This is a genomic window from Salinispora goodfellowii (assembly GCF_059570675.1).
On record NZ_JCANTD010000014.1, the window covers coordinates 81,479 to 105,743 of the forward strand.

Sequence of the window (24,265 nt, forward strand, 5' to 3'; positions counted from 1 at the left end):
CCGGACTGGCCGCTACGGAGTCCGGCATCGACGTTGTCCTGCCCCAGCTCTCGCGGCGTAGATGGACTTGAAGCGGAAGCTGATTCGGTCGAGAGCTCGAGCCGCAAGCATGTCCCGGCACCGAACCCCCTACGGACGACAAGTGCGGTTGGACCTTTCCAGCAGCGATTGTCGCGAGCGGGAGCCAGGCCGAGCCTCTTCGGAGCACCGGTCATCGATGGCCGGTGCTGACTACCAGCACGTTCTTGGGAAGGATGACCGGTGCTGCCGACTCCGCGACCCGCACGCGGCGGCCGAGCCCGGCCAGTGGGCGCTCCCTGGCGGGCACGTCGAGGCCGGCGAAACTCCGGCGCGGGCCGCGGTCCGGGAATTGGCTGAGGAAACCGGCCTGGCGGCGAGCCTTCGCCCAGTGTGGCAGGGCCGGCGCCCGGACCTGACCGGCTCGGCTACGGCGGTTGAACTGTATGCCTTCGCTGGCGCGATCATCGAGACGACGATCGTGCTCGGCGCGGGCCGGGCAGCGCGGTTCGTACCGTCCGGGGCGTTGCCCGACGTGGACCTGAGCCCAACGGCAGCGGCAGTGCTGCACCGGTTTCTCAACGGCCCTGCCGCGTCGACTCGGAAGTCTCGGACGTCGACGAGCGAGTGCGCTCCGACCGCAATGGACAGGTCCACCGGTGGAATCCGAAGGCCATCACCGCATACCGGCGCCGCCAGGATGCCGACCAGCGGATACCGCCGGCCCCGCGGATCCCGCAGGTCCTGCACCGCCTCCAACGCCACGAACAAACTCAGACAGTCACCTTCGCCTGCTGCCATGTCGACGCGATCGATCGGGGAGGCAACGGCCACGGTGGCTCAAGCCGCCTTGGTGGACGGGCTCGTTGGTAGTGCCACGGTCACCCTGGTGCACACCGAACTCGTCCGCCAATGCCCAGGCGACGAAACGGCGATAGAAGCAGCGCTTCGGTTGACCTCCGTCAACCCTTGCAGCCCTGTGGCAGGCACCCAGGCGGCATTACCATCACGCCGTGATCTTGACCCTGTGGCGACTGCTGACCCTTCAGATCGACTACCGCCTGGCACAGGACGACACCGAGTTGCGCAAGATATGCGATCAGGCACGGTATGACGACAACATCGAGCCGGCCCGAAAGGCGCTGAGTGCCGCATCCGACGACTACGACCGACGGGCGCGGTACGTCCAGGTACTGGCGGAGTCGACCGTTCGGGGGTCGGGCCCAAAGCCCGATCCCCAGACGGGCCAGATCGATACCGGGGGACCTGGGTGGACCAGTGGGCCGTACGCTGCCCGGACGATCCGGATGCCCAGCTCGTACGTGCGGGGTCGTTGCGGGAACGAGCCTGGCAGGTACGCGGCGGACACTGGGCCTCCACCGTCCGCCCGGAGCAGTGGGCCGAGTTCGGCCGCCTCCTGCCCCTGGCCGAACGGGCCCTCGACCTGGCCTCGTACCTCGCGCCCGAGGACCCCACCCCGTGGGCGCACCGGCTACGAATCATGATCGACCGCAGCGCGCCCCGGGAAGACCTCGATGCGGTGTGGGCGGAGCTGGTCCGACGGGACCCCTGGAATCGAGACGGGCATGTTTCCCAGCTGACCTCCCACTGCAGGAAGTGGGGTGGCTCGCACGAGGCGATGTTCGACTTCGCGCGGTCGGTCGCGGCCACGGCCCCACCCGGCTCGCCGCTCCACCTGCTGCCGGTGCGAGCTGCCTGCGAGTGGGCGCTCTGGGAACAAGAGCGTGAATACAGTGGCACCGCCGAGGAGATCGACCAGCGATGGCGGCTGGACCCGACCATGCAGTCTGATCTGGATGGCGCGTTGCACCGCTGGTTTCACCAGCCGGCCAGCCGGCACGCCGAGTGGCTCGCGGACGTGAACTTCCTGGCCTACGGGCTGGCCCGTACCGGGCGCGACGCCGACGCCGCGCCGGTCTTCGCCTCGATCGGCCGGTACATGGCCCCTGTTCCCTGGGCCTGGTGGGACGACAAGAATTCCACCAGCGCATTCTTCCGAGCCCGCCGCCGAGCCCGCCGGGCTTGACCTGGCCTGGCCTGCCCTGGCCTGGCCTGGCCTGGCCTGGCCTGCCCTGGCCTGGCCTCCGCGCGGCTACACCCACGCCAGGAAGCGGCGATACAGATCCGCGTTCCGGTGGACCTGCGCCAGCTGCCCGTCGGCCTCGGCCATCAGCGCCGCCAGATAGACGCGTAACGCGACGCGGTTGTCGTGGTATTCAGCCCGCAGAGCGCGGCGAGCTGAGCGGCAGGGCCACTCAGCCTGACAGGTGTCACATCCCCACAAAGGCCGCATCGGCAGGTGCCGCCCGTTCGCCATCAGGAGGCCCGGATCCGCGCCAGCGCGGCGAGCAGGACCACGCGTAGCGCCGCTTCGTCAACTGTCGGCGGGTAGCCAACCGGGGCTACCCCGACCGCCCGGCCGACCGATGGCGGACGGCGTCTCCGACCAGCACCCCACCGCCCACCACCTCGATCCGTCGGCCGGGCAGTCACCGTAGCGCCCCGATCACGATGGCGGCGACGACGATCACCACGATCAGGGTCGCCACCGCCTTCTGCCTGGTAGTCGGTGGCGGGGTGGGCACCGACGGGGCGGCTCGCCGTACCCGATCACCATCGGCCAACGGCGGCGCGCCGTGCGGATCATGGTTGGCCCGCACCTCGGCAGGCTTGTTGTCGTCGACCATCACAGCCTCCGTAGCCCCGCCAGCACGGCCGCGAGCACGTCCTCGCTCGGACGCACACAGCCGACACCAGCGCAGCCGACACCAGCGCAGCCGACACCAGCGCAGCCGACACCAATGCCGGCGAGTAGCCGCTGCTCTGAATCGAATCCGGTCTCGACGGCGAGCGGATCGCTACTCGTCGGGTCAGGTGACGCAGTTCGGCGTGCGCGCTGCGGCAGCCGGTCGAGTGATTGGTATTCAGTAGCTCTCCTCATGAATGCTCCTGTTTGAAAGGCATACAGCGGTGCTTGCTCCACCCCGGGCGGCGGCTTCCCCCGCCGCCCTGTAGCCCACGATCAGCGCAATCGATCTCGGATGCAACGTCTCGAACTACGAACCTCTATGCAGGGCGACCCTTTTAGGGAATGATGCGAATGCCATCTCATGACATGCCAGCCAACGCATCAGGATGAGACAGGGAGACCTCACCAATGACCGACGTCGGATCGACAGTGCCGAGGCGGCAACTTGGCAGGCTGCTTCGACAGGCGCGGGAACAGGCCGCCATCGGGCTGGAAGCCGCTGCCGCTGATCTTGAATGGTCCCGCGCCAAGATGTATCGCATCGAGTCGGGGCAGGCGCCCGTCCGCGTGTTGGACGTTGATCAGATGTGCCGGCTGTATGGCGCGTCAGCCGAGATGACGGAGGTCATGAAGAGCCTCGCCAAGGAGTCGAAGAGTAAGGGCTGGTATCACTCCTATGGCGAGGCGATCCCCCGCTGGTTCGAGCTGTATGTCGGGCTGGAGTCAGCGGCCAGCCGGATCCGGACCTACGAGCATGCTGTCGTGCCAGGGCTACTCCAGACTCCGACGTACGCCGAGCAGGCCATCCGCACCAGGCCGGACCTTCCTTCGGAAGAGGTGGCGAAGCTCGTGGAATTACGCGCCGAACGGCAGCGCCTGCTGCACCGAAAGCGGCCCGCTGCCCCAACCCTGGACGTCGTCCTGGAAGAGGCGCTCCTGCACAAGAACGTGCCCGGGATGCGTGAACAGATCGAACGACTGCTCGAGGCCAGCACGACTCCGCACATCTCCGTGCGGGTGATGCCCCTCGGCGGCAAGCTCAGCCAGGTGGTGACATCGGGAAGCTTTGTCATCCTGGACTTCCCCAAAATCGGGCTTCGGCCCTCCGAGCCGACCACGGTCTACAATGAAGGGCTGTCCGGTGCCCTCTACCTCGATCGCATAGCGGAGGTCCGAACGTACGCTGACGCCTGGAATGTGCTGACCGCACAGGCGCTGGACGCCGACGACTCCCGGAAAGCCCTACACACGATCAAGGAGAAGTACTATGACCAGACTCAGTGACGCGATGTGGCGCAAGTCCGGCCGGAGCTCGGGCCAAGGGAACTGCGTGGAGGTTGCCGACAACCTTCCGGGTGTCGTGGGTGTCCGGGATTCCAAGGACCCGACCGGCCCCGCCCTCACCTTCGGCCCGGCAGCCTGGCGCCGGTTCGTCACCTACACCAAACAGCGCTGACCCAGCAGCCAGAGCGAAGGCCCGGCCTCCCGTGGGGAAGCCGGGCCTTCTGCCGCACCACCTGTTCTGAGCTGTTGATCGTCCGCTGTGGCGGGCCACCGGATGGCGTCCGGCGCCCCGCCACTGTCGGTTGGATCAGTAGACGTTGACGCCGTAGACGTTCAGGGCTTCAACGACCGGCTGGAAGAAGGTCGTGCCACCGAAGAAGCAGTTGCCGCTACCGCCGGAGGTGAGGCCGAGCGCGGTGGAGCCACTGAACAGCGAACCGCCGCTGTCGCCCCGCTCCGCGCAGACGTTCGTGCGGATCAGGCCACGAACCGTGCCTTCGGCGTAGTTGACGGTGGCGTTGAGTCCGGTGACCGAGCCGCTGCGCAGGCCGGTGGTCCGGCCTGAACGCTGCACGGACTGGCCGACGAAGGCGTTGCCGGCGGACGTGATGTCCTGGTGACTACCGTTGTAGAGGTAGACATAACCCGGCTCGTAGCCGCTGAGGCTCACGATGCCGTAGTCGTTGCCGGGGAAGCTGGACCCGGCGGTGGGGCCAAGGTAGGTGCTCAGCGAGCTGTTGGCGTACCAGTTCGAGATAGCGTCGGTGCAGTGCCCGGCGGTGAGGAAGTAGTAGTTGCTGCCGCTGCGGACGTTGAAGCCGAGCGAGCACACACCGGCGCTGCCGTAAATTGCCTCGCCTCCGGTGATCCGGGTGCTGTACACACCCGCCTCCGACTCGATGCGCACCGCACCGCCGCTGCGGGCCACCGCAGCCTCGACCCGCGCCAGCTTGGTGCCGGTCACCGTGCTGTCGACGGAGACGACGACCTGGTTGGTCGCCGGGTCCGTCCACCAGGCGGTGCCGGGGATCTTGGCTGAGCGTTCCAGCTCTGCGGTGGCGCGCTGCAACTCAGCGGCACCACGCTCGACGATCTTCGGGGTGGCTCCGGCGGTGCTGACCTGCCGGGCGGCGGCAGCGTCGGTCACCGCGACGGTGACGGTGCCGTCGGCCTCGGCGTAGACCCCGGCGGCGCGGTCGCCAAGCTGCTCGGCCAGGTTAGCGGCGGTTTCCGGTGACGCGTCGGGGGCTGCCGCCTGCGCCGGACTGCCGACGAGTACTCCGACCACCAGCGTTCCGGCCGCGGCCACCGCCGCGGCACGACGCAACGTAAACCTCATAGGTCGCATGTGACACCTCCGTTGGGGGTTGGGAGGAAGGGCCCACGCCGATGGCGGCGGGGCCGGTGGAACAGCCCGGGCCGAGCGGGGGAAACGGCCAGGCTGAAACGAAGTATTCACATGTTTCGATTATTTGGCAAGGCGCACGGGACTTTGACTTGCCCGGCCTAAAGTGCCTTTTTGTCCAATTGCTACCAGATGTGTGGCCAAAGTCACCACGATGGCACACCGCCGCCCCGACACTCGTTTGCGGCCTGAAAAGGGAACTCCGGTGCAGTGCGGGCAATAGATGACAAGAGGGAAGTCACCACCTGATCGCCCAATGCCGCAGCCGTACTAGGTTGGAGGTCGGTCTACCGATTCGCCACCGAAACCCGGTCGACCGAGCTGGTCCCGCGACGGGAGGGAAGCAAGTGGGCAGCACTTCGGAGCACCAGACGCCGACGCCGGGGCCGGAGTCCCTCACCGACCTACTCGGTGGGCGACGTGGCGCGATCGACGCCACCGTGCCGCCGGTGGCGTTCGCGGCCGGCTGGCTCCTCGGCGGCGAGTCGCTGCAGATCGGGGTCGGCGCGGCGCTGGTGACCGGCGCGGCCGTGGCGGGCTGGCGCTGGCGCCATGGACATCGACCCCGGTCAGTGTTGGTGGGCCTGCTCGCCGTCTGCGTCGGCGCGCTGGTCGCGCTTCGGACCGGACGAGCCGAGGACTTCTTCCTGGTACAGCTCCTCGCGAACGCGGCAAGCGCTCTCGCCTGGATGGTCAGCATCGTGATCCGCTGGCCACTCCTGGGAGTGGTCGTCGGCGGCGTGTTGCGCCAGCGGACCCGCTGGCGCCGAGACCCGGCGCTGCTGCGGGCCTACGGGCGCGGCAGTTGGGTCTGGACCGCCAGCTTCCTGCTGCGGGTTTCGGTCTTCCTGCCGCTGTGGCTCGGCGGCCAGGTGGTCGCGCTGAGCGTGGCCCGGGTAGCGCTGAGCTGGCCGTTGGTCGCTGCCGTCCTCGGGGTGAGTTGGGTGGTGGTGCGCCGTTCACTGCCGGCCGGTCATCCGGGGCTACGGCATCCGGCACCCCCGGGCGAAGCATCGACGCGGGCCGCACAGGTGGCGCGGTGCAAGTCGGCGGGCAGCCCAGGCTAGACAATAAGGGAGAGGCCGCCACGGGGGGAGCGGCCTCTCCGGTGACTTACATTACCCCGTCGCGATCAGCTCCGCGCTCCCGGGGCACACGTTTTTTGGCCAGTTTGCATATCGCGCACACTCCGGCCATTCGGGCGTCCCGGAACCAGGCTGAATCGAGGACCCTGGATCGCCCCGCCTCCTCTCGTATCGACCCAGCGATCCGGGGGTAATGTCCGTTAGGTTCCAAATCTGCAGTCAGTCATTCGGAAAGAGCCGCCCAAAGTCGGCATACGCCATCGCGACATCGGCCTGGGCCCAGAACCGGTGGTAACGGAACGTCGGCTCCGCGCCGCCGTCCAGATAAGCCTGGACCTTCGGCCAGTCCGGATCGTTGAGGTAGAACGACCGGATCTCGACGAAACTCCTGCCCGCCTCGATCACGTCGCCGTTGGGCATCGTGCCCGTCCAGCCCGGCGGCAGGTAGAGGCCCTGCCCGGTGCTGGCGTCGTAGACATCGTCGAAGCGCTCGTAGTCGCCGCGCGTCTCCACCGTCGACACGCCCAGGGCATCGCTCGCCGCGTGTAGCGCGTCCAACAACCCCTTGGCCGTGTTCTTCGCGGCCACGTTCCCCGACCTCGCCGCGTACGCGGTCAGGGTCCGGGCGTAGGCGGCAGCGGCACCGACGTCCTGGCCGGTCTCGGTCACCTCGACGTGCAGATCGGTGTTCGGCTCCGGGTTGGTCGGGTGCCACGTGTTCGGCTGGCCCGTCCAGGTGAGCTCGGCCGGGATCGACCAGTCGGCGCCCAGCGTGGTGTTGGCGATCGCCCACGGCACCCACCGGTCCAGCAACGCCTCGGCCCGGGCGTCCCCGGTCTCGAGGTACAGCTCGGCGATCCGGTGCATCGACCAGACCTGCATGCCGAACCACTGGTTCGACGGCGGGTCGTGATAGACCGGCTTCTCGTCGTAGAACATGCCGTAGAAGGTCGGCGTGCCCGCGGGTGGCTGACCGTACCGGCCGCCCCAGCTGTTGGTCGCGCCACCGGCGATCGCGCCCTCGGCGGACTGAAGCCAGGTATACAGCTCCAGCTGCCGCTGCAGACTCTGGGCCCAGTCGGTGGTCGCGCTCGGCGACCTCGGCTCCAGCTCCGGCACGGTGGTCAGGGCCCAGGCGGCGAAGGGGTTCTGGTAGCCGAAGTGGTTGTGGCTGGAGCCAATCCGCCACGACCAGTTCTGACCCTGCTCGTACGCGCCACCCCAGGCGTAGTACCAGGACAGGAGGTAGTGCGCGGACTCCCGACCACTGCCGGCGGGGCAGGTGGACGCCCCGACACAGTTGCCGATCTGCTTGAAGTACTTGTCGAACATCGCGTACCGCAGGTAGTCGCCCAGCTTGGCGGCCTTGGCCACGGTGGCCGCCACCTCCGCGGCCCGGCCCTGCTGCGTGGCCCAGGTCAACGCCCAGTAGGCGGCCTGCACCGCTCGGGCGTCGGCGTCCGGCGCGTTGGTGTACTTCCACTGCTTCGCCGGCGCGTTCTGCTCCTGGACGGAGATGTCCAGGAAGCCGTACTGCCCGCCGTGGGTGAAGGTCTCGCAGGACGGCTGCGGGACGGTCTCCCAGACCGACTCCTGCTGCCCACGCTGGAAGGTGTTGATGTACGCCGGCCGGGTGGTGCCGTCGCCACACCGGCCGAAGCCGTAGGTGTTGTCCACGTCGAGCAGCCAGTGCATGCCGTAGATGTCACCGGTGCCGTAGGTGGACTGGAGTTCGGCCCGCAACGGGTCCTGACCGACCGGGACGCTCGGTTGCAGCTGCGCCGGGTACTCGCTGGGCAGGTCGTACTCGGCGGCGTACTGCGCGGTGCCGGGGGCGCCCGCGGTCGGCTGGTCGGCGGCGGAGGGGATGATGTAGTTCTCCAGTACCGTCCAGGCGTTGTTGAACGGCGCCCAGTCCTCGGTCACCCGGCCGTACTGCGCCTCCAACCAGAGCCAGAAGCTGAACGCCTCACTCGTGGTCTCGTGGCCATGGTCCGGCGCCTCGACGATCAGGGTCTCGATGGAGTGGTACGGCACCCCCTCGGGGCTGAAGTACCCAGAATTCTTGATCTTGCCGTACTGGGTGAGGAACCGCGCGATGTACTCGTTGTCGCCACCGGGAGTGTCGTTGTCAATCTCCGTCGCGGTAATCGTCAGGGCGGCGAGGCCGGCGGCGGAGGCGGTGATCGTCGCACGCCCCCCGGCGGTGTCGGCGTCCTCGGCCGCCGACACGGCCACGTCGACACCGGTGTTCCAGTTCCCGCTGGTCAGCGTCAGCGAGGTGGGGGCGACGGTGAGGTCGGAGTCACCGGTACGGCCAAGGCTCACCAGGACGTTCGCGGCCGGCGCCGCACTCAACGTCAGGGTCACGGTGACGCTGCCGCCCTCCGGTACGCCCACCGTGGCCGGGGTAGCGACCAGTTGCGGGCCGGTGGCGGGCCCGACGGTGAAGGACTGCTCCGCGATCGCGCTGAGCCCGGTGTCGTCGTACGCCTTGGCCTGCACGGTGTAGGAGCCGGCCGGCAGCCCCGGCAGGGTGTACGCGTACGGCGCGGTGGTGTCGGTGTTGACCAGCAGACCGTTGCGGTAGAACTCGACCTTGCTGATGCTCCCGTCCGGGTCGCTGGCGGTGGCCGCCAGCGGCACGTCGGCCGGCGCCTCGAAGGGCCCAGCCGGCACGTTCAGCGAGACCGTCGGCGGCTGCTGCGCACCACCGCAGGGAACACCGTTGACGGAGAACGAGGTCGGGTCGGCGTTGGTACCGCTGTATGCGGCGTTGAAGCCGATCTGCGCGGTGCCGCCGGTGCCGAGGTGGGCGTTCCACGCCTCGTTGGTGGCGGTGACGTCGCTGCCGCTCTGGCTCCACCGCGCCGACCAGCCGTGGGTGATGTTCTGGTTGCCGGCGAAGGAAAACCGCAGGGTCCAGTCCGTGATCGGGTCGCCGAGATTGGTGAGGGTGATGTTCGCGGTGAAGCCGCTGCCCCAGTCGTTGGTCGTGTAGCTGACGTCGCAGGCCGGCGCGGCCGACGCGGCCGGCGCGGGTAGGGCCGCCCCGCCGGCTACCGCCAGCATCGCCGCGGTGGCTGTCGCCCAGCCGCGGCGTCGGTTCATGGGTCTCATGCGCGGTGTCTCCTCGGGCCAGGCCGGAGCCGAGACTCCGGCGGGGCGCCTGGCCGTTCTTCCTGCGGCGGTCGAGGCACCCGGGGTGAAGGTCCCCCGGCCAAGGACCGGGGCCGGTGACGTGGCGTGGACGGGCACCCGTCCACCTCGGGTGCCGCACCGGACGTCCCGGCTGCCCTCGGCCCCGCGCTCGCGCGACGGCGGCTCATCCATCAGCTTGCCACGCCTGGAAACGCTCCCACAAGGAGACTGACTCATTCCAGTTAGATGTTTCAATTTTGTTAAGGCGCTTTCACAAAGTAGTTACGAGACGTTACAGTTGCACCAGAAAATTGGGAGCGCTTCCACCTCGCCTCCCACTTCCACAGTGGAAGGAGGTGACTCCACAAGCCACTCGCGTGACCCGGCTCCCCGGTGACACACGCGGGCCAGACGCCGCCGTCCGACCCGGTGTGTCCAGCACCGATGGGGGCGGGGGCTGCCCTCCCCCGCCCCCATCTCGCGCCCCGGCGACAGTGCGACCGGGGCGCACCGCCCCACGCCCCGCCCAGAATCCCCTCGCCTCCGGGCTCCCGCCGGGAGAACCGAAGGCGTACTCTGTTCTTGGGAGCGCTCCCGGTCCGGTTCAGCACTAGCAGAGGAGACTCTCCCGATGTCGACCCTCCCCCACCCCTCGCAGCCCGACAGCGCAGAGCACCAGCCGGCCGGCACCCTGCGCTTCCCACCGAACTTCGGCTGGGGAGCCGCCACCTCCGCCTACCAGATCGAGGGCGCGGCCAAGGAGGACGGCCGGGGCGAATCGATCTGGGACACCTTCAGTCACACCCCCGGACGCATCCGTAACGGCGACACCGGTGACAACGCCGCCGACCACTACCACCGGTACGACGCGGACCTCGACCTCATGGCCGAGCTGGGCCTGCGCAGCTACCGGTTCTCCATCGCCTGGCCCCGCATCCAGGCCGACGGCACCGGTACCCCCAACCAGCGCGGGCTGGACTTCTACCGGCGGCTGCTCGACGGACTACACGACCGCGACATCCAGCCGGTGGCGACGTTGTTCCACTGGGACCTCCCCCAAGCCCTCCAGGACCGGGGCGGCTGGGAATCCCGGGAAGTCGCCTACCGCTTCGCCGACTACGCCGAACACCTCTTCCGCGCCCTCGGGGACCGGGTGCCGACCTGGCTCACCATCAACGAACCGAAGACCGTGGTGCAGAACGGCTACCTCTCCGGCCATCACGCCCCCGGTCACCAGGACCAGCAGGCCGCGTACCTGGTCGCGCACCACCTACAGCTCGCGCACGGACTCGCCGTTCGGGCGTACCGGGCCGGCAGTGGGACCGGGCGCATCGGGCCGGCGTTCAACCTGCACCCGTGCTACCCGGCCGACTCCTCCCCCGACGCGACCAAGGCCGCCTGGCGCTACGACGGCTACGAGAACCGGCTCTACCTCGACTCGACGCTCACCGGCCAGTACCCCCAGGACGTGCTCGACGATCTCGGCCCGGGCCACCGGATGATCCACGGCATCCACGACGGCGACCTCGGCATCATCTCCGCTCCCGTGGACCTACTGGCCGTGCAGTACTACACCCCGTACTACGTCACCGCTGCGGGCACCACCGTGCGCCGCTGGCCCACCTCCGAGGCATCCTGGCAGCAGATCTACCCCGAAGGCATGTACGACATCCTCACCCGGATCACCCGGGACTACGGCCCGATCCCACTGACCGTCACCGAAAACGGCCTGCCCACCCCGGACACCCTCGGCGCGGACGGGACGGTTGACGACGGCCGGCGGATCCAGTTCCTCCGCGACCACCTGGCCGCCACCCACCGCGCCATCGCCGCCGGCGTACCGCTGGAGAGCTTCCACGTCTGGTCCCTGCTGGACAACTTCGAGTGGGCCGAAGGCTACGACCAGCGCTGGGGGCTGGTCTACGTGGACTACCCAACCCAACGCCGAGTGCCCAAGCGCAGCGCACACTGGTACCGCGAGGTGATCGCGGCGGGCGGGTTCTGACCGCGAAGCGCAACCCACGCCGCACTCGGAAGCGGTGCAACAGCGCCGGTGGCGCGAAAGTTCGGTGGCGCGGAGGTCAGGAGGGAGCGGTCAGCTCACCGGTCCGGTCCAGGTCGACGACCCCGGCCGCGTCGCCGACCCGACCGAGTGCCACCAGCGCCGCGCCCGTCGCGCCGATCTCCGGGCTCCGCTGGTACCAGACCGACCGGGGAGCGAGGGCCACGGCGAAGGCCCGACGCCACCACTCGGACGCCGCCATCGCTCCGCCGCCCAGGACGACCTCGACCGGCCGCGAACCCAGCTCCGACTCCAGGGCCGCCAGGTCCACCGCGACCAGTTCGCTCAGGCCCCGCATCAGGCCGGCCAAGATCTCCACGGCGGTGGTGTCGAAGCCGAGCCCGGCCAACACTCCGGAACCCGCCGGAGCCAATCCGGGTGGCCGGTCGCCCCCGAAACAGATGTTCACCAGGGGTCCACCGCCGACGACGGGCACCCGGGCCAGGGCCGCGCTCAGCTCGGCCCGGTCCGGGAGCCGCAGCTCCCGGTTGGCCCAGGCGAAGAGGTTGCCGCCCGCGGAGTACGCCTTCCCGGTGACGATGTGCCGCTGGTCAACCCGGTACCGCCAGAGGCTCGGTGCCAGCCGGGGCAGCGGCTCCCCCGGCGCGACCGCCCGCACCACCCGGACCGCCGCCGAGGTGCCCACCGTCACCGCCGCCCGTCCCGGATCAACGCAGCCCGAGCCGACATTCGACGCGGCCCCGTCACCGATCGGGGCCGTCCACCGGGCCCTAGCCAACGGCGGCCAGCGGCGCGCGTACTCCGAGCGCAGCCGACCATGCCAGTCCACCGGCGCCAACTCCGGCAACTCCCCCGAGCCGGTGTCGGCCAGCGCACACGCCTCCGGGTCCCAGTCCATCGAGCCGAGGTCGAGCAGGCCGGTGCCGGATGCCTGCGACACCGACATCGGGACCGGGTCCAGCAGCACGCCGAGGACGTACTCGGCCAGCCCGGCGAAGCGGGTGGCGGAACCGCCGACCCTCGCCCGTAGCCAGGGCAGCCGGACCGACCAGTAGCAGCGATGCCACCAGGTGCCGGTGCGCTGGTGGAAAGCCTCCGGGTCGCGCGGGCCGGATTGCCCGGGCAGCGGCACCGGTCGGGTGTCCAGCCAGGTGAGCACCGGGCCGATCGGGGTGCAGTCGGCGGCGAGCGCGACCACCGAGTGCCACTGCGCGGAGGTCGCCACCAGTTCGACGCCGTCCAGGTGCCCGCCGGCGGCCAACTCGTCCAGGCACTGCCCCAGGCAGGCGAGGTAGCTCTGCGCATCCAGCGTGCCGGCGCCGTCCCCGCCGATGACAGGACTCACCGGCCGCCGGGCCAACGCCCCGGGCAGCAGCCGGACTGCCTCGTCGAGCACCAGGCCACGTACCGAGGAGGTGCCCAGCTCCAACGCGAGTGTGGTCATCGTCGGTCACGCTATCCGGCCCGGCGGAGTGAAGCTCTCGCTTCCGCCCCTGGCCCTCGTCGTCACGCTGTCCGACCCGGCGAGGTGAAGCCCTCACTTCCGCCCTCGGCGACGACCGCGTAGGCTGGTCGGCATGCTCGCGCACCCGCACCGCTGGTGGCCCGCCGACCCGGCGGCCGCGCTCCGCGCGTAGCATCACGCGGCCGCCCGTCGAGGCGGCCATCGGTCTCGGACCGGCACCGGACCGCCCGTCGGGTGGCACCGGACCGAGGAGACCCGATGACCCACCTTCCCCTGCTACTCGCCGCCGTCGCCGCCGGCACCGACCCCGGCCCGTTCGCGCTCGTCCGCCGTGAGGGCGCCGACCACCTCGACCTCTACACCGGGTCGGTACGGGTGGTGGAACGACTCGCCGACATCCCGCTGTCGACCGGGGCAGCGGGGCCAGCCACCCTCGCGCTGGTGCCCTACCGGCAGGTGATCGAACGGGGCTTCGACTGCGTTGACGACGGCGCCCCGCTGGAGTGCCTGGTGATCGACCGGCACGAGGAGATTGACCTCCCGACGGCGCTGGCGGCGCTGCCGGACGCCGCGGTGGTCACCCGGAACGCGGGCTTCGACAGCTCCGACGAGGAGTACGCGGCCACCGTCGACCGGGTCCTGGCCGACGAGATCGGCCAGGGAGCAGGCGCCAACTTCGTCATCCACCGCACGCTGCACGCCACCGTGCAGGGTGCGCCGCTGGGGGCGGCGCTGGCGGCGCTGCGCTCGCTGTTGCTACGCGAACGCGGTGCCTACTGGACGTTCGTCGTGCACACCGGCGCTCGGACGCTGGTGGGGGCGAGCCCGGAGCGGCACGTCAGCGTGGACGACGGGCTGGTCCTGATGAACCCGATCAGCGGCACCTTCCGCCACACCGGCGCTGCTGCCGACCGGGCTGACCTGCTGCGCTTCCTCGCCGACCCGAAGGAGGTCGAGGAGCTGTACATGGTCCTCGACGAGGAGCTGAAGATGATGGCCTCGGTGGCCGAGCGGGGAGGCCAGGTGGTCGGCCCGTACCTGAAGGAGATGTCTCACCTCGCCCACACCGAGTACCTGCTGGCGGGGCGAGGCTCGAAGGACGTCCGCGACGTGCTGCGGGAGACGATGTTCGCCCCCACGGTGACCGGCAGCCCGATGGAGAACGCGTGCCGGGTCATCGCGCGGCACGAGCGCACCGGGCGCGGCTACTACGCGGGGGTGCTGGCGCTGCTCGGTCGGGACGAAAGCGGCCGGCAGACCCTCGACGCCCCAATCCTGATCCGTACCGCCGCGCTCTCCCCCACCGGTGAGCTGCGGGTGTCGGTCGGGGCGACCCTGGTCCGACACTCGGTCGCCGCCGGGGAGGTCGCCGAGACCCACGCCAAGGCCGCCGGGGTGCTCGCCGCGCTGGGCCTCGGCCCGCAGGCACCCGCGGCAGCCACGGGGGCGGTGCCACGGCTCGCCGACGACCCGGAGGTACGCGCGGCGTTGGCCGCCCGCAACGCGCCGCTGGCCCGGTTCTGGCTGGACCAGCGGCCGGCGGACACCCCCGGCCGTCCCGGGCTCACCGGCCGCCGGGCGTTGATCGTGGACGGGGAGGACACCTTCACCGGCATGCTCGCCCACCAGCTACGGGCACTCGGCCTCAGCGTTACCGTGCGGCCCTGGGACGCGCCCGGCCCGCGGGACGGATTCGACCTGGTGGTGGTCGGCCCGGGACCCGGTGACCCGGCAGCGCTGACCCAGCCGAAGATGGCGGCGCTGCGCCGGCTGCTCACCGAACTCCTCGCCACCGGCCAGCCAACCCTCGCGGTCTGCCTCGGCCACCAGCTGCTCTGCGGGCTGCTCGGGCTGCCCCTGCACCGCCGGGACGCCCCGTACCAGGGGCTGCAGCGGGAGGTGGAAATCTTCGGCGTCCAGCGGCGGGTCGGCTTCTACTCGACCTTCACCGCCCGAGCGGAGACAGATCGCCTGCCCACCCCGTACGGCCCGGTGGAGGTGGCCCGGGACAACACCAGCGGTGCGGTACACGCGCTGCGCGGCGCCGGCATGGCTGGGGTGCAGTTCCACCCCGAGTCGGTGCTCAGCCCGGACGGCGTGGATGTGCTCGCCGACCTGTTGGACGACCTGCTGCCCGCGGCGAGCCGCCGGTGCCCACGACCCGTGGCACGGTGACACCGGCAACCCGGCAGCCGCCTCGCCCCTGCGCCACGCGGGTTAACCGGCGTACGAAGGGGAAGTCCACCCGCGCGTTCCGCCAGGACTCGGGGGGTGCCAGTGCGGGATCCAGAACCGACCGTCTCACCGGTTGTCGACGCATGGACCACATCTCGGACATCATCGGCGCAGGATTGGCACACCGAACGGCTGATGGAGGCGAAGGGGGAGAACCGGGTCAGCGTGGTGCTACCCGCCTACAACGAGGAGGCGACGACCGGGCCGATCGTCTCGACGATCCGCGAACACCTGATGGAGCAGATCCCCCTCGTGGATGAGCTGGTCGTGGTCGACTCCCGGTCCACCGACCGGACCGCGGAGGTGGCCCGGGCCGCCGGGGCGGAGGTGGTCAGCCAGGACGAGATCACCCAGGGCCTGCCCCGGCTGACCGGCAAGGGCGATGCGCTCTGGGCCGGCCTGGCCGCCACCGACGGAAACCTCGTCGCCTTCGTCGACGCTGACCTGCGTGAGTTCCGGCCGCACTTCGTACGTGGTCTGCTCGGCCCGTTGCTCACCGACCCGTCGGTCGATTTCGTGAAGGGCTTCTACCACCGACCGCTGGAAGACCAGTCCGGCCCCGAGGAGGACAACGAGGGCGGGCGGGTGACGGAGCTGATGGTCCGGCCGCTGCTGAACCTGTTCTGGCCGGAGCTGGCCGGCTTCGTGCAGCCCCTGGCCGGCGAATACGCAGGTCGACGTCAGGTGCTGGAACAGCTGCCGTTCGTCACCGGCTACGGGGTGGAGACGGCCATGCTGGTTGACCTGCTGGAACTGGTCGGCCTGGACGCGCTGTCCCAGGTTGACCTTGGCATCCGGAAGCACCGCCACCAGGACACCGAGGCGTTGGGGCGGATGTCCGCGCAGATCATGCACACCGTCTGGGCACGGTTGCAGCAGCAGGGCTGGGCCGTCGCGGGAACCAGCCCAGCTACCCTGCTGGCCCAGTTCCGCCGCGGCGACTCGGAGGAGCTACCCAACCTGGACCGGGAGATCGTCGTCAACGACGTTTCGGTGCAGGAACGGGCGCCCCTGCGGGAGCTGCGGCACCTGGTGCCGCGCCGGTAGCGGCGGCGCCAACACCTCGGCCGTGGAGTCACCCCCTGGCCACCCGGGCAGCGGCGTTGCCCGGTCGGGTGGGTCAGGGGATCCGGACCAGCAGCAGCGCGGCCACGGCGCTACCGGCCGCGACTCCCAGGAGAACCCGCATGATGCCGGTGGCGAGGTTGCCCTGCTCGATCAGCGTGCCGGCCGTCGCGATCGCGAGGCCCGAGCCGGCGGAGAGGATCGAGAGCGTGGTCCCGGATGCCTCGCCGGCTCGCTCGGCCGGGACCATGGCCTGCGTGCCCATGTTGGTCAGGGTGAGCCCGGTCCGGTAGCCGAACCCGGCGACGGCCAGGCCGATCAGGTACGGCACGATCTCACCGCCAAAGGCCACCACGACCAGGCCGACCGCCCCGACCAGGGTGGCCGCGGCGATCAACCGACGCACCTCGACCCGTTGGCTGAGCCGACCCGCGAACGGACCGGCGATGCCACCGCTGATCGAGGCGGTGAGGACCGCCAGGCCCGCGACGAACGGCGAGTAGCCCCGGACCTGTTGTAGATGGATGGTGGTGGCGAAGATCGTGACCACGAAGGCGATGTTGGCGACCAGCCCCATCAGGGTCACCGCCACGAACTTGGCGTCGTAGAAGAGGTCCAGCCGGACCAGCGGACTTTCGGCGACCCGTTCCCGGAGCACGAACGCGGCCAGCAGCACCAGCCCACCGACAGCGAGGGCGGTGGCCACCACCGGTCGCCAGGCGTTCATCCGGTCCGCGGCCACGGTGATCGCGAGGATCCCGAACACCACCACGACCAGACCCGCCAGGTCAATCGCCCTCGACACCGTGGGGTCCCGCGACTCCGGCAGCCAGGCGACGATGGCGACGATGGCGACAACGCAGAGCGGCACGTTCACCAGGAGCACGCTGCGCCAGCTGAGCCACTCGGTGACCCCGCCGCCGAGCAGCGGCCCCAGCGCCAGCGCCACCGCCCCGATGCCGTAGGCTTTGCCGATCGCCCGCTTCGCCTGCTTCCCCGGGAATGCCTCGGTGATCACCGCGAAGGCGAGGGGGAACACGATGCCCGAACCCATCCCCTGCACGGCCCGAAAAGCGATCACGATCGGCAGGTCGGAGCCCAGACCGGCACCGAGCGAAGCCGCCCCGAAGATGAGCAGGCCGACCAGCAGCATGCGGCGGCGACCGAGGATGTCGCCGAGCTTGCCACCGGGGATGAGAAACGCCGCCTGGGCCAGGATGTAGCCGCTGACCACCCAGTGCAGATCAGTGGTGGTGGTACCCAACTCCGCCGCCATCGCCGGCAAGGCGAGATTCAACGCATAGAAGTCCAGCTGCACGAGGAAGATGCACGCGGCGGCCGCAAACAGGGTCAGCTCGCGCCGCGGCCGGGCCTCCTCCCCCGCCGATGCGTCACCTTGGCCGTGGGGCTGGGGCAGACGCGGACGGAACGACACATCGAATCGTACCATTCATACGAGAATGTCTTCCTTGTTCCGCAGCCCGTACCTCACCTGCGGCCAGTGCGGCCCGAACACCCTGGACACAAATAGTTAACAGTCTTAATAATGGAAGGGTGACGTAGCTACCGACAGATGCCTGTCCGGGCCTGGAGGCTCCCATGAAGCGTCCCAGTTCCCTGATCCTGCCCCTGGTCACCGTCCTGACCGTCGCGCTCGGCGCGGCCTGGCTGGCGAAACCGGCGTACGCCGCCGGCCCCACCGCGGCCTTCGCCAAGGTTTCCGACTGGGGCACCGGGTGGGAGGGTAAGTACACGATCACCAACGGCGGCAGCAGCAGCGTGACCGGCTGGAGTGTCGCCTTCGACCTGCCCGCCGGCACGACGGTCGGCACCCACTGGGAGGCGCTGCTGCACTCCTCCGGCCAGCGGTACACCTTCAGCAACCAGTCCTGGAACGGCACCATCGCGCCGGGCGCAGCGGTCTCCTTCGGCTTCATTGGCAGCGGGCCCGGCTCACCGACCAACTGCCAACTCAACGGCGCGGAGTGCGGCGGCGCACCACCGCCCACCACGTCTCCACCACCGCCCACCACCGCGCCGCCCACCACCAGCCCACCGACCACCGCGCCGCCCACGACCCCACCCCCCACCACCGCTCCCCCGAATGACGACCTGCCCGCGCACATCCTCACCGGCTACTGGCACAACTTCGACAACCCGGCGGTCGAGCTGCGCCTGCGGGAGGTCCCCGCCGAGTACGACGTGGTCGCCGTCGCCTTCGCCGAGGCGACCGCCACCCCCGGCGAGGTGACCTTCGCCGTCGACCCGGGTCTCTCCGCTGCACTGGGTGGCTACACCGATGCGGACTTCTCGGCCGACGTACAGACGCTCAAGAGCCAGGGCAAGAAGGTCATCATCTCGGTCGGCGGCGAGACCGGACGGGTTACCGTCAACGACGCGGCCTCCGCGGTCGCCTTCGCCGACTCCGTGTACGCGTTGATCCAGCAGTACGGCTTCGACGGGGTGGACATCGACCTGGAGAACGGTCTCAATCCCACCTACATGGCGCAGGCCCTACGGTCCCTGCGGGCCCAGGTCGGTGCTGGACTGATCATCGCAATGGCACCCCAAACCATCGACATGCAGAACCCGACCACCAGCTACTTCAAGCTGGCGCTCGACATCCAGGACATCCTGACGGTGGTCAACACCCAGTTCTACAACTCCGGCGCGATGCTCGGCTGCGACCAGCGGTTCGCCTACAGCCAGGGAACGGTGAACTTCATCGTCGCGCTGGCCTGCATCCAGCTGGAGGCGGGGCTGCGGCCGGACCAGGTCGGGCTTGGCCTGCCAGCCGGCCCCGGGGCGGCCGGTGGGGGGATCGTCGCACCCGGCGTGGTCAACGCCGCGTTGGACTGCCTGACCAGGGGGACGAGTTGCGGCAGCTTCCGGCCACCCCGCACCTACCCGGGGCTGCGTGGCGCAATGACCTGGTCGGTGAACTGGGACGTGACCAACGGCAACAGCTTCGCCCAGACCGTCGGCCCGCACCTGGACACCCTGCCCTGACTCCGCTGAGGTGGGCAGCGAACGCCCGAGGGTCGGCGCCGCCGAATCCGGTGCTGCCGACCCTCGTGTTTTCCCGCTACTGGCTCAGCCGAAGAAGCTGAGGTAGCCGAGGAGAGCGCCGTAGCCGATGAAGCCAGCCCCCAGCACCCGGAGCCCCCGCGCGGACCCCCGCCCCTGTTCCGCCGGTCGGAGCACCAGCTGGGGGATCCAGTAGTAGCTGATACCGCGCAGGGTGAAGAAGACTCCCAGCAGGGTCACCAGCACCTCCGGCAGGCCACTCCACTCGAAGTGGGTGACCAGTACGCCGAAGCCAACAAAGAGGTGCACCATGCCGGAGATGTTCACCGCCATCAGGTCCGACCGGTCGGCCCGCTGGGTGAGTCGCAGATAGAACTGGGTGGCCACGATAAACGCGACTCCGGAGGTCAACAGATACAGCGAGAGGATTTTTCCGAGCGTCTGGGTCAGGTCCATGTTCGCCGCCTCAGGGGGTGTGAGTAGCAATCAATCAGGTGCGAAAGATCCCGTTACCAAGTAGCTCCGACGCAACGCGCCCGTAGGTTGACTCCACCGCTGTCGCACCATCGAGGGCGGTCAGGTCAACGCCGAGCAGCCGCTGCACATGTTCGTGGAGTGCGAGTGCGCCCAGGGACCAGATCGCCAGGAGCGCCGCCCGTTCGTAGGGGTGATCCGTCGGTCGGATCAAGCCCGAGGCGACTCCGTCGGCGAGGTAACCGACCGCGTCATTGACCATCTCGTCAACCAGCGCGGCCGTGTGCGGGGAGCCGTCGGCCAGCGTCCGGGCCAGGTATCGCAGCAGCGGCGGCCCGTCACCCAGGTCACGCAGCTCCGCCGGATCGAACCTTCCGGCCCTCATCACCTGCTGCTTGTGCTCCCGCACGAAGGCCGCGACATGCTTGTCGCAGGCCACTCGTAGCCCGTCCTTCGTACCAAAGTAATGAATGATCAATGATGGGTGGACGTCGGCTGCCGCCGCTATGGCACGGACCCCGGTGCCCGCCACACCCTGATCGGCGAAGAGGGTGATAGCGGCAGCGAGGATGCGCCTCTTTGTGGAGGACTTGTCGCCTCTCGGCGGCGATTCATCGGACACCCTGCAGATGCTAAACGAACGTTCGATTAATGTCTAACTATCTCAATGATCGCCATGATCATATCCACTACTCACGCTGGCCGGGGCCCACGGGCGTTTCAAGATCATGATGTGAGGCCGAGGATGGTGAAGGGCCTGGTCATGTTACGGCTGGCCCAGCGGGTGGCTTCGGTGATGTCGTAGCGTCCGGCCAGGCGGAGGGCGTTGATGGCGAGGTTGCGCATGGAGGCCAGGACGCGGGGTCCGTTTCGGGTACGGACTTGGCTGGCGTCTTCGTGGTAGCAGGTGTCTCTGATCCAGTGCAGCGATTCGATAGCCCAGTGGCCCTGGTTGAAGGCCGCGATCTGGGCAGGTGTGGCCTGTTCGGGGGTGTGGCTGGCCACGCCGAGTTGGGCGGCGGCGCGCAGGTGCCGACCGGCGGCGTTGGTGACGTAGCGTTCGATCAGCCAGACCTGGTTGACGTGGGGAAACGGCAGGTCGGCCGGGGCAGGTAGGACCTGGATCGTACGCCGGTTGGTCCGCCCGTGGCTGGTGTCGATGCGAGTGGCGGCGGCCGGCGTGTCCGGCCAGGGCAGCGTGTTGAGGGCGTCGAACAGGGCCTGCCGGTTCTCCTTGACCGGGAACACGAACCGGCCGCCGCGGGAGTGGATGAGTTCGGCGGTGGCCTTGACGGTGTGCAACGCGTCGGCGGTGACGGTCCTGCCGTCGAGGTCGAGGGTTTCCAGCAGGTCGCGGGCGCGGGCCGGCTCGTTGGTCTTGGCCCCGGCGACGTCGACCTGGCCGATCACCACCGCCGGTGTGCCGGGCTCGACGCCGCCGGCCAACGCCGCGAGCAGGTGCAGCTGCTGCCCGTCGGCGTCGACGGCGCCGCAGACGGTCTTGCCGTCCAACCGGACCAGGTCAGCCGGTGCGGGCGCCGGTGCCGCAGATCGAGATTTTGGCGGGAGCCCTCGGGGAGTGCTTGTCACAAAGCCCCGCCCGACCTATGGCCGGACGGGGCTTTGTCGTTGTGGCAGATGCCGGTGGGACACCCGGTGGCTGCTAGGCGGCCAGCCTGATCCCGTTTAGATCACACACTGTGCTGCCGACAACTCACCCGGCAACGTTTCCAGGACGTCGACGCTGAAGTTGGTCCCAGCCCTCACCGTATAGGTCCCGGCTCCGTGGAAGTCCAGCATTCGGGTGGAGGCGTTCAGCGAGAACCCCGCAGGAAGCTGGGCGCCAGCGTCTTTCGCCTGAGACAAGACGTCATAGACAAAGTAGTTGATGGGGTTGCTGTTTAGAATGCTGGTAGCCGAAAAGGGGCCACCAAAACTGGTGTTCAGTGACAGCGAACCAGTGTAGGTGGATTGCGCCAGCGACGACACGACGTAGCGGGTTTGTCCTGCGGGTACCATCACACGCTGGGATGGCGCGGTGTGAGTCTCATTGATCGACTCGGACTGCGTGTTCGAATTTTGGTACGAGACCGTAACTGACTCTTCGAGGCCAAGGCCGATCACTTCTGAGAGGGCGAAGCTGCCCGAAACCTTCGTGGTTGACGACACGCCAGTGGTTACGGTCGTCGACACCGAGTTCGTGTAGGACTTGCTGAACGAGTGGCTCGTCAGGGTCTGGTCCGAACTTGTGGAGTTCGTCAACCGTGCGCACCCCAGGTAGATCGGGCCATCCGATGCCACCTGCGCCGTACCCACCGGAACCGCATCGGCTTCCGAAACCAAAATTGGTGGGAAGAAGATCTGAAGACCCCCGAAGTAGACGTACCTCGAATGATCTTCGATCAGTGAGTTGATGTTGGTGATCGTCGCCGCCTGTGCGGGCGAGGCAGTCATCAACACCGCAGCCACGGTGCCGATCGACACAGCCAGGAACGCTCGCGTCCGCTTTAATCTCATGCCATTTCTCCTTTGACTTGACGCCTATCCAGTAGGCGACAGACAGATTGATGAAACGTGGCGTGATTCATGGTGGGACTAGCCCAACCCAATTACCCCCATCCCGCATGCTTGGGCGATCCGACTGAGAGTTCGGTGATGACGTCTATGAATCATGCCCGCAATTACTCCGAAGCCCTTCCCGATGGCATCCGCAGCCTTCATTGCGTTATTTAGAGACTAGCTCTGGCTTGGTCCTCTACGCAAGCTATTCCAGCTTGTCCATCATTTGACAGACCATCTGACGTTACCTATGTCTCATTACCGAATTGTTATGCGGCTTGACGAACAAGGCTTGATTAAGTTCCGTAGGTGTCCGGCTTGTTGGTGATGCCCAGGAAGGCCGGGGCCATCGAGTGTGGTTGACGTCGATCAGCACCCGGTGAGTGTGCACCCACGCCGTTCCATTCCACTCGGCATCGGCCAGGTGTGCGCGATCGGCGCCGACGCCGTGCTGATGCTGGAACACTTCGGGAAGGCCAGCGGGCCAGAGCCGGCGGGCGAAGAGTCCCGCCACGAGCACCACGCCCGCCAGGAGCGCCCACGCCGTGGTCAAGCCGGCGCCCGCCCCGACCCAGCCGACCAGGGGGTAGGTGAGCAGCCAGCAAAGGTGGGACAGGGAGAACTGGGCGGCGAACAACGCCGGCCGATCGGCGGCCGCCGACGAGGCGCGTAGCACCCGGTTGACCGTTACGACAATCAGGCCACCGGCGAAACCGATGAGCAGCCAGACACCCATCGCCAACGGCCAGGACGGCACCGTCGACAGCAGCAGCGCTCCGGAGAGGGCGAGCAGAGCTGTGCCAGCGCCGATGAGCAGCACCCCTCGATCCTCGCGTCGGCGCAGGAGCAGCGGCGCGCCGAGCGCCGCCGCGACACTGCCGAGACCGGAGACGGCGAGCAGGAGTGGAACCTGCGCCTCCGTGGCGTTCAGCAGGTCACGCACCACGTTGACCGCGCTGACCAGGGTGACGGCTCCGGAGCCGGCGACCACCATGTTCAACGCCAGCACCGCCCGCAACCGTGGCGCGCCCGCGAACATCCGCATCCCCACGAAAAGGCGCTCGGAGAACCGGACCCGGCTGCTACGTTGCGCCCTGGGCACCGTTGCCGCGCCGACAAACAGCGCGGAGACGAGAAACCCCACCGCGGTCCCCACAAACAAAAGATTGAACTTCAGAACGAGCAGCAACGCGGCGGCGAAGACCGGACTGACGATACTTTCCAGAGCGACGGCGAGCTGCGACGCGGAGAGCGCCTTCGTGTAGTTTCCCTCATCCGGAATGACATCCGGGAGCACGGACTGGAAGGTCGGCGTGAAAGTCGCCGACGCGGCCTGCAGCACCGCGATGAGCAGGTAGATCTGCCAGATCGCCTCGACCCACGGCAGCAGCAGGACAACGCCGAACCGGACCAGGTCTGCAGCCACCAGCACCCCGCCCCGTGGCACCCGGTCCAGCACTGCTCCCACCAGCGGCGACACACACACGTACGCGACCATCTTGATCGTCAGCGCGGTGCCGAGGACCGCTCCGGCCCGCGCGCCCGCGAGGTCGTAGGCGAGCAGCCCGAGCGCCACTGTCGCCAGTCCGCTGCCGATGAGTGCGATTACCTGGGCGGTGAACAGCCATCGGTAGGTTCGGTTGCACAGCAATTCACGCACAATACACCGGTCGCCTTTCTGAAGCTCCCCGCCGAGGAGAGTACCGACAGCAGT

General features: G+C 68.7%; 21 protein-coding genes. 9 read left to right on the forward strand and 12 right to left on the reverse strand.

Annotated elements, in window-relative coordinates; genetic code table 11:
• Positions 1-217 precede the first annotated feature (217 nt).
• Positions 218-1,132: an NUDIX domain-containing protein gene (locus tag T398_RS15165; RefSeq protein ID WP_496447582.1), complete on the forward strand. Its 915-nt coding sequence runs from the start codon at positions 218-220 to the stop codon at positions 1,130-1,132.
• A gap of 156 nt (positions 1,133-1,288) precedes the next feature.
• On the forward strand, positions 1,289-2,065 hold the full coding sequence (locus T398_RS15170) for a DUF4034 domain-containing protein (RefSeq protein ID WP_496447583.1): 777 nt from the start codon (positions 1,289-1,291) through the stop codon (positions 2,063-2,065).
• A gap of 66 nt (positions 2,066-2,131) precedes the next feature.
• Here T398_RS15170 and T398_RS15175 read toward each other — a convergent pair whose 3' ends face one another.
• The 3 genes from T398_RS15175 to T398_RS15185 form a co-directional block, all read right to left on the reverse strand.
• Positions 2,132-2,356 carry a flavin reductase gene (locus tag T398_RS15175; RefSeq protein WP_496447585.1) on the reverse strand — a complete coding sequence of 75 codons (225 nt, stop codon included), beginning with the start codon at positions 2,354-2,356 and terminating at the stop codon, positions 2,132-2,134.
• 172 nt (positions 2,357-2,528) lie between these two features.
• Positions 2,529-2,726, reverse strand: a complete 198-nt coding sequence (locus tag T398_RS15180) for a hypothetical protein (RefSeq protein ID WP_496447586.1) — start codon at positions 2,724-2,726, stop codon at positions 2,529-2,531.
• The gene (locus T398_RS15185) at positions 2,726-2,980 is read right to left on the reverse strand and encodes a hypothetical protein (protein ID WP_496447588.1); all 255 of its coding nucleotides are present in this window, start codon (positions 2,978-2,980) and stop codon (positions 2,726-2,728) included. The genes T398_RS15180 and T398_RS15185 overlap by 1 nt, the downstream gene beginning before the upstream one ends.
• A gap of 216 nt (positions 2,981-3,196) precedes the next feature.
• Here T398_RS15185 and T398_RS15190 point away from each other — a divergent pair, with 216 nt between their 5' ends.
• Both T398_RS15190 and T398_RS15195 read left to right on the forward strand, forming a co-directional pair.
• Positions 3,197-4,072 (forward strand): helix-turn-helix domain-containing protein, encoded by an 876-nt coding sequence (locus tag T398_RS15190; RefSeq protein WP_496447589.1) that lies wholly within the window; start codon positions 3,197-3,199, stop codon positions 4,070-4,072.
• Positions 4,056-4,244, forward strand: a complete 189-nt coding sequence (locus T398_RS15195; protein WP_496447591.1) for a DUF397 domain-containing protein — start codon at positions 4,056-4,058, stop codon at positions 4,242-4,244. Before T398_RS15190 ends, T398_RS15195 begins: the two co-directional genes overlap by 17 nt.
• Positions 4,245-4,379: 135 nt before the next feature.
• Here the strand turns inward: T398_RS15195 and T398_RS15200 are convergent, their stop codons facing one another.
• Positions 4,380-5,420: a S1 family peptidase gene (locus T398_RS15200; RefSeq protein ID WP_496447593.1), complete on the reverse strand. Its 1,041-nt coding sequence runs from the start codon at positions 5,418-5,420 to the stop codon at positions 4,380-4,382.
• A 404-nt stretch (positions 5,421-5,824) separates the two neighbouring features.
• Between T398_RS15200 and T398_RS15205 the strand changes: the two genes are divergently transcribed.
• The gene (locus T398_RS15205) at positions 5,825-6,544 is read left to right on the forward strand and encodes a DUF3159 domain-containing protein (protein ID WP_496447595.1); all 720 of its coding nucleotides are present in this window, start codon (positions 5,825-5,827) and stop codon (positions 6,542-6,544) included.
• Positions 6,545-6,781: 237 nt separating this feature from the next.
• Here the strand turns inward: T398_RS15205 and T398_RS15210 are convergent, their stop codons facing one another.
• Positions 6,782-9,673, reverse strand: coding sequence for a glycoside hydrolase family 48 protein (locus T398_RS15210; RefSeq protein WP_496447648.1), 2,892 nt, complete (start codon positions 9,671-9,673; stop codon positions 6,782-6,784).
• A 661-nt stretch (positions 9,674-10,334) separates the two neighbouring features.
• Between T398_RS15210 and T398_RS15215 the strand changes: the two genes are divergently transcribed.
• A complete protein-coding gene (locus T398_RS15215; protein ID WP_496447597.1) occupies positions 10,335-11,708 on the forward strand; it encodes a GH1 family beta-glucosidase in 1,374 nt (457 codons plus the stop codon).
• A gap of 76 nt (positions 11,709-11,784) precedes the next feature.
• Here T398_RS15215 and T398_RS15220 read toward each other — a convergent pair whose 3' ends face one another.
• Complete coding sequence (locus T398_RS15220) at positions 11,785-13,170, reverse strand: FGGY family carbohydrate kinase (RefSeq protein ID WP_496447598.1); 1,386 nt, start codon at positions 13,168-13,170, stop codon at positions 11,785-11,787.
• Between the two features lie 279 nt (positions 13,171-13,449).
• On the opposite strand from T398_RS15220, the gene T398_RS15225 reads away from it, so the two are divergent.
• Entirely contained in the window at positions 13,450-15,366 is a 1,917-nt protein-coding gene (locus T398_RS15225; protein WP_496447599.1) for a chorismate-binding protein, read from the forward strand.
• 102 nt (positions 15,367-15,468) lie between these two features.
• The gene (locus T398_RS15230; protein WP_496447600.1) at positions 15,469-16,473 is read left to right on the forward strand and encodes a glucosyl-3-phosphoglycerate synthase; all 1,005 of its coding nucleotides are present in this window, start codon (positions 15,469-15,471) and stop codon (positions 16,471-16,473) included.
• 73 nt (positions 16,474-16,546) lie between these two features.
• Here T398_RS15230 and T398_RS15235 read toward each other — a convergent pair whose 3' ends face one another.
• Positions 16,547-17,941, reverse strand: coding sequence for an MFS transporter (locus tag T398_RS15235; protein WP_496447602.1), 1,395 nt, complete (start codon positions 17,939-17,941; stop codon positions 16,547-16,549).
• 149 nt (positions 17,942-18,090) lie between these two features.
• Between T398_RS15235 and T398_RS15240 the strand changes: the two genes are divergently transcribed.
• A complete protein-coding gene (locus T398_RS15240) occupies positions 18,091-19,500 on the forward strand; it encodes a chitinase (protein WP_496447603.1) in 1,410 nt (469 codons plus the stop codon).
• Positions 19,501-19,584: 84 nt separating this feature from the next.
• On the opposite strand, the gene T398_RS15245 is transcribed toward T398_RS15240, so the two are convergent.
• From T398_RS15245 to T398_RS15265, 5 genes are all read right to left on the reverse strand, one after another.
• A complete protein-coding gene (locus T398_RS15245) occupies positions 19,585-19,974 on the reverse strand; it encodes a hypothetical protein (RefSeq protein WP_496447605.1) in 390 nt (129 codons plus the stop codon).
• A gap of 34 nt (positions 19,975-20,008) precedes the next feature.
• Positions 20,009-20,641, reverse strand: coding sequence for a TetR/AcrR family transcriptional regulator (locus tag T398_RS15250; RefSeq protein ID WP_496447650.1), 633 nt, complete (start codon positions 20,639-20,641; stop codon positions 20,009-20,011).
• 77 nt (positions 20,642-20,718) lie between these two features.
• A complete protein-coding gene (locus T398_RS15255; protein ID WP_496447607.1) occupies positions 20,719-21,504 on the reverse strand; it encodes an ISAs1 family transposase in 786 nt (261 codons plus the stop codon).
• Positions 21,505-21,678: 174 nt separating this feature from the next.
• Positions 21,679-22,509 (reverse strand): ETX/MTX2 family pore-forming toxin, encoded by an 831-nt coding sequence (locus T398_RS15260; protein WP_496447609.1) that lies wholly within the window; start codon positions 22,507-22,509, stop codon positions 21,679-21,681.
• Positions 22,510-22,795: 286 nt separating this feature from the next.
• On the reverse strand, positions 22,796-24,211 hold the full coding sequence (locus tag T398_RS15265) for an MFS transporter (protein WP_496447610.1): 1,416 nt from the start codon (positions 24,209-24,211) through the stop codon (positions 22,796-22,798).
• Between the last annotated feature and the right edge of the window lie 54 nt (positions 24,212-24,265).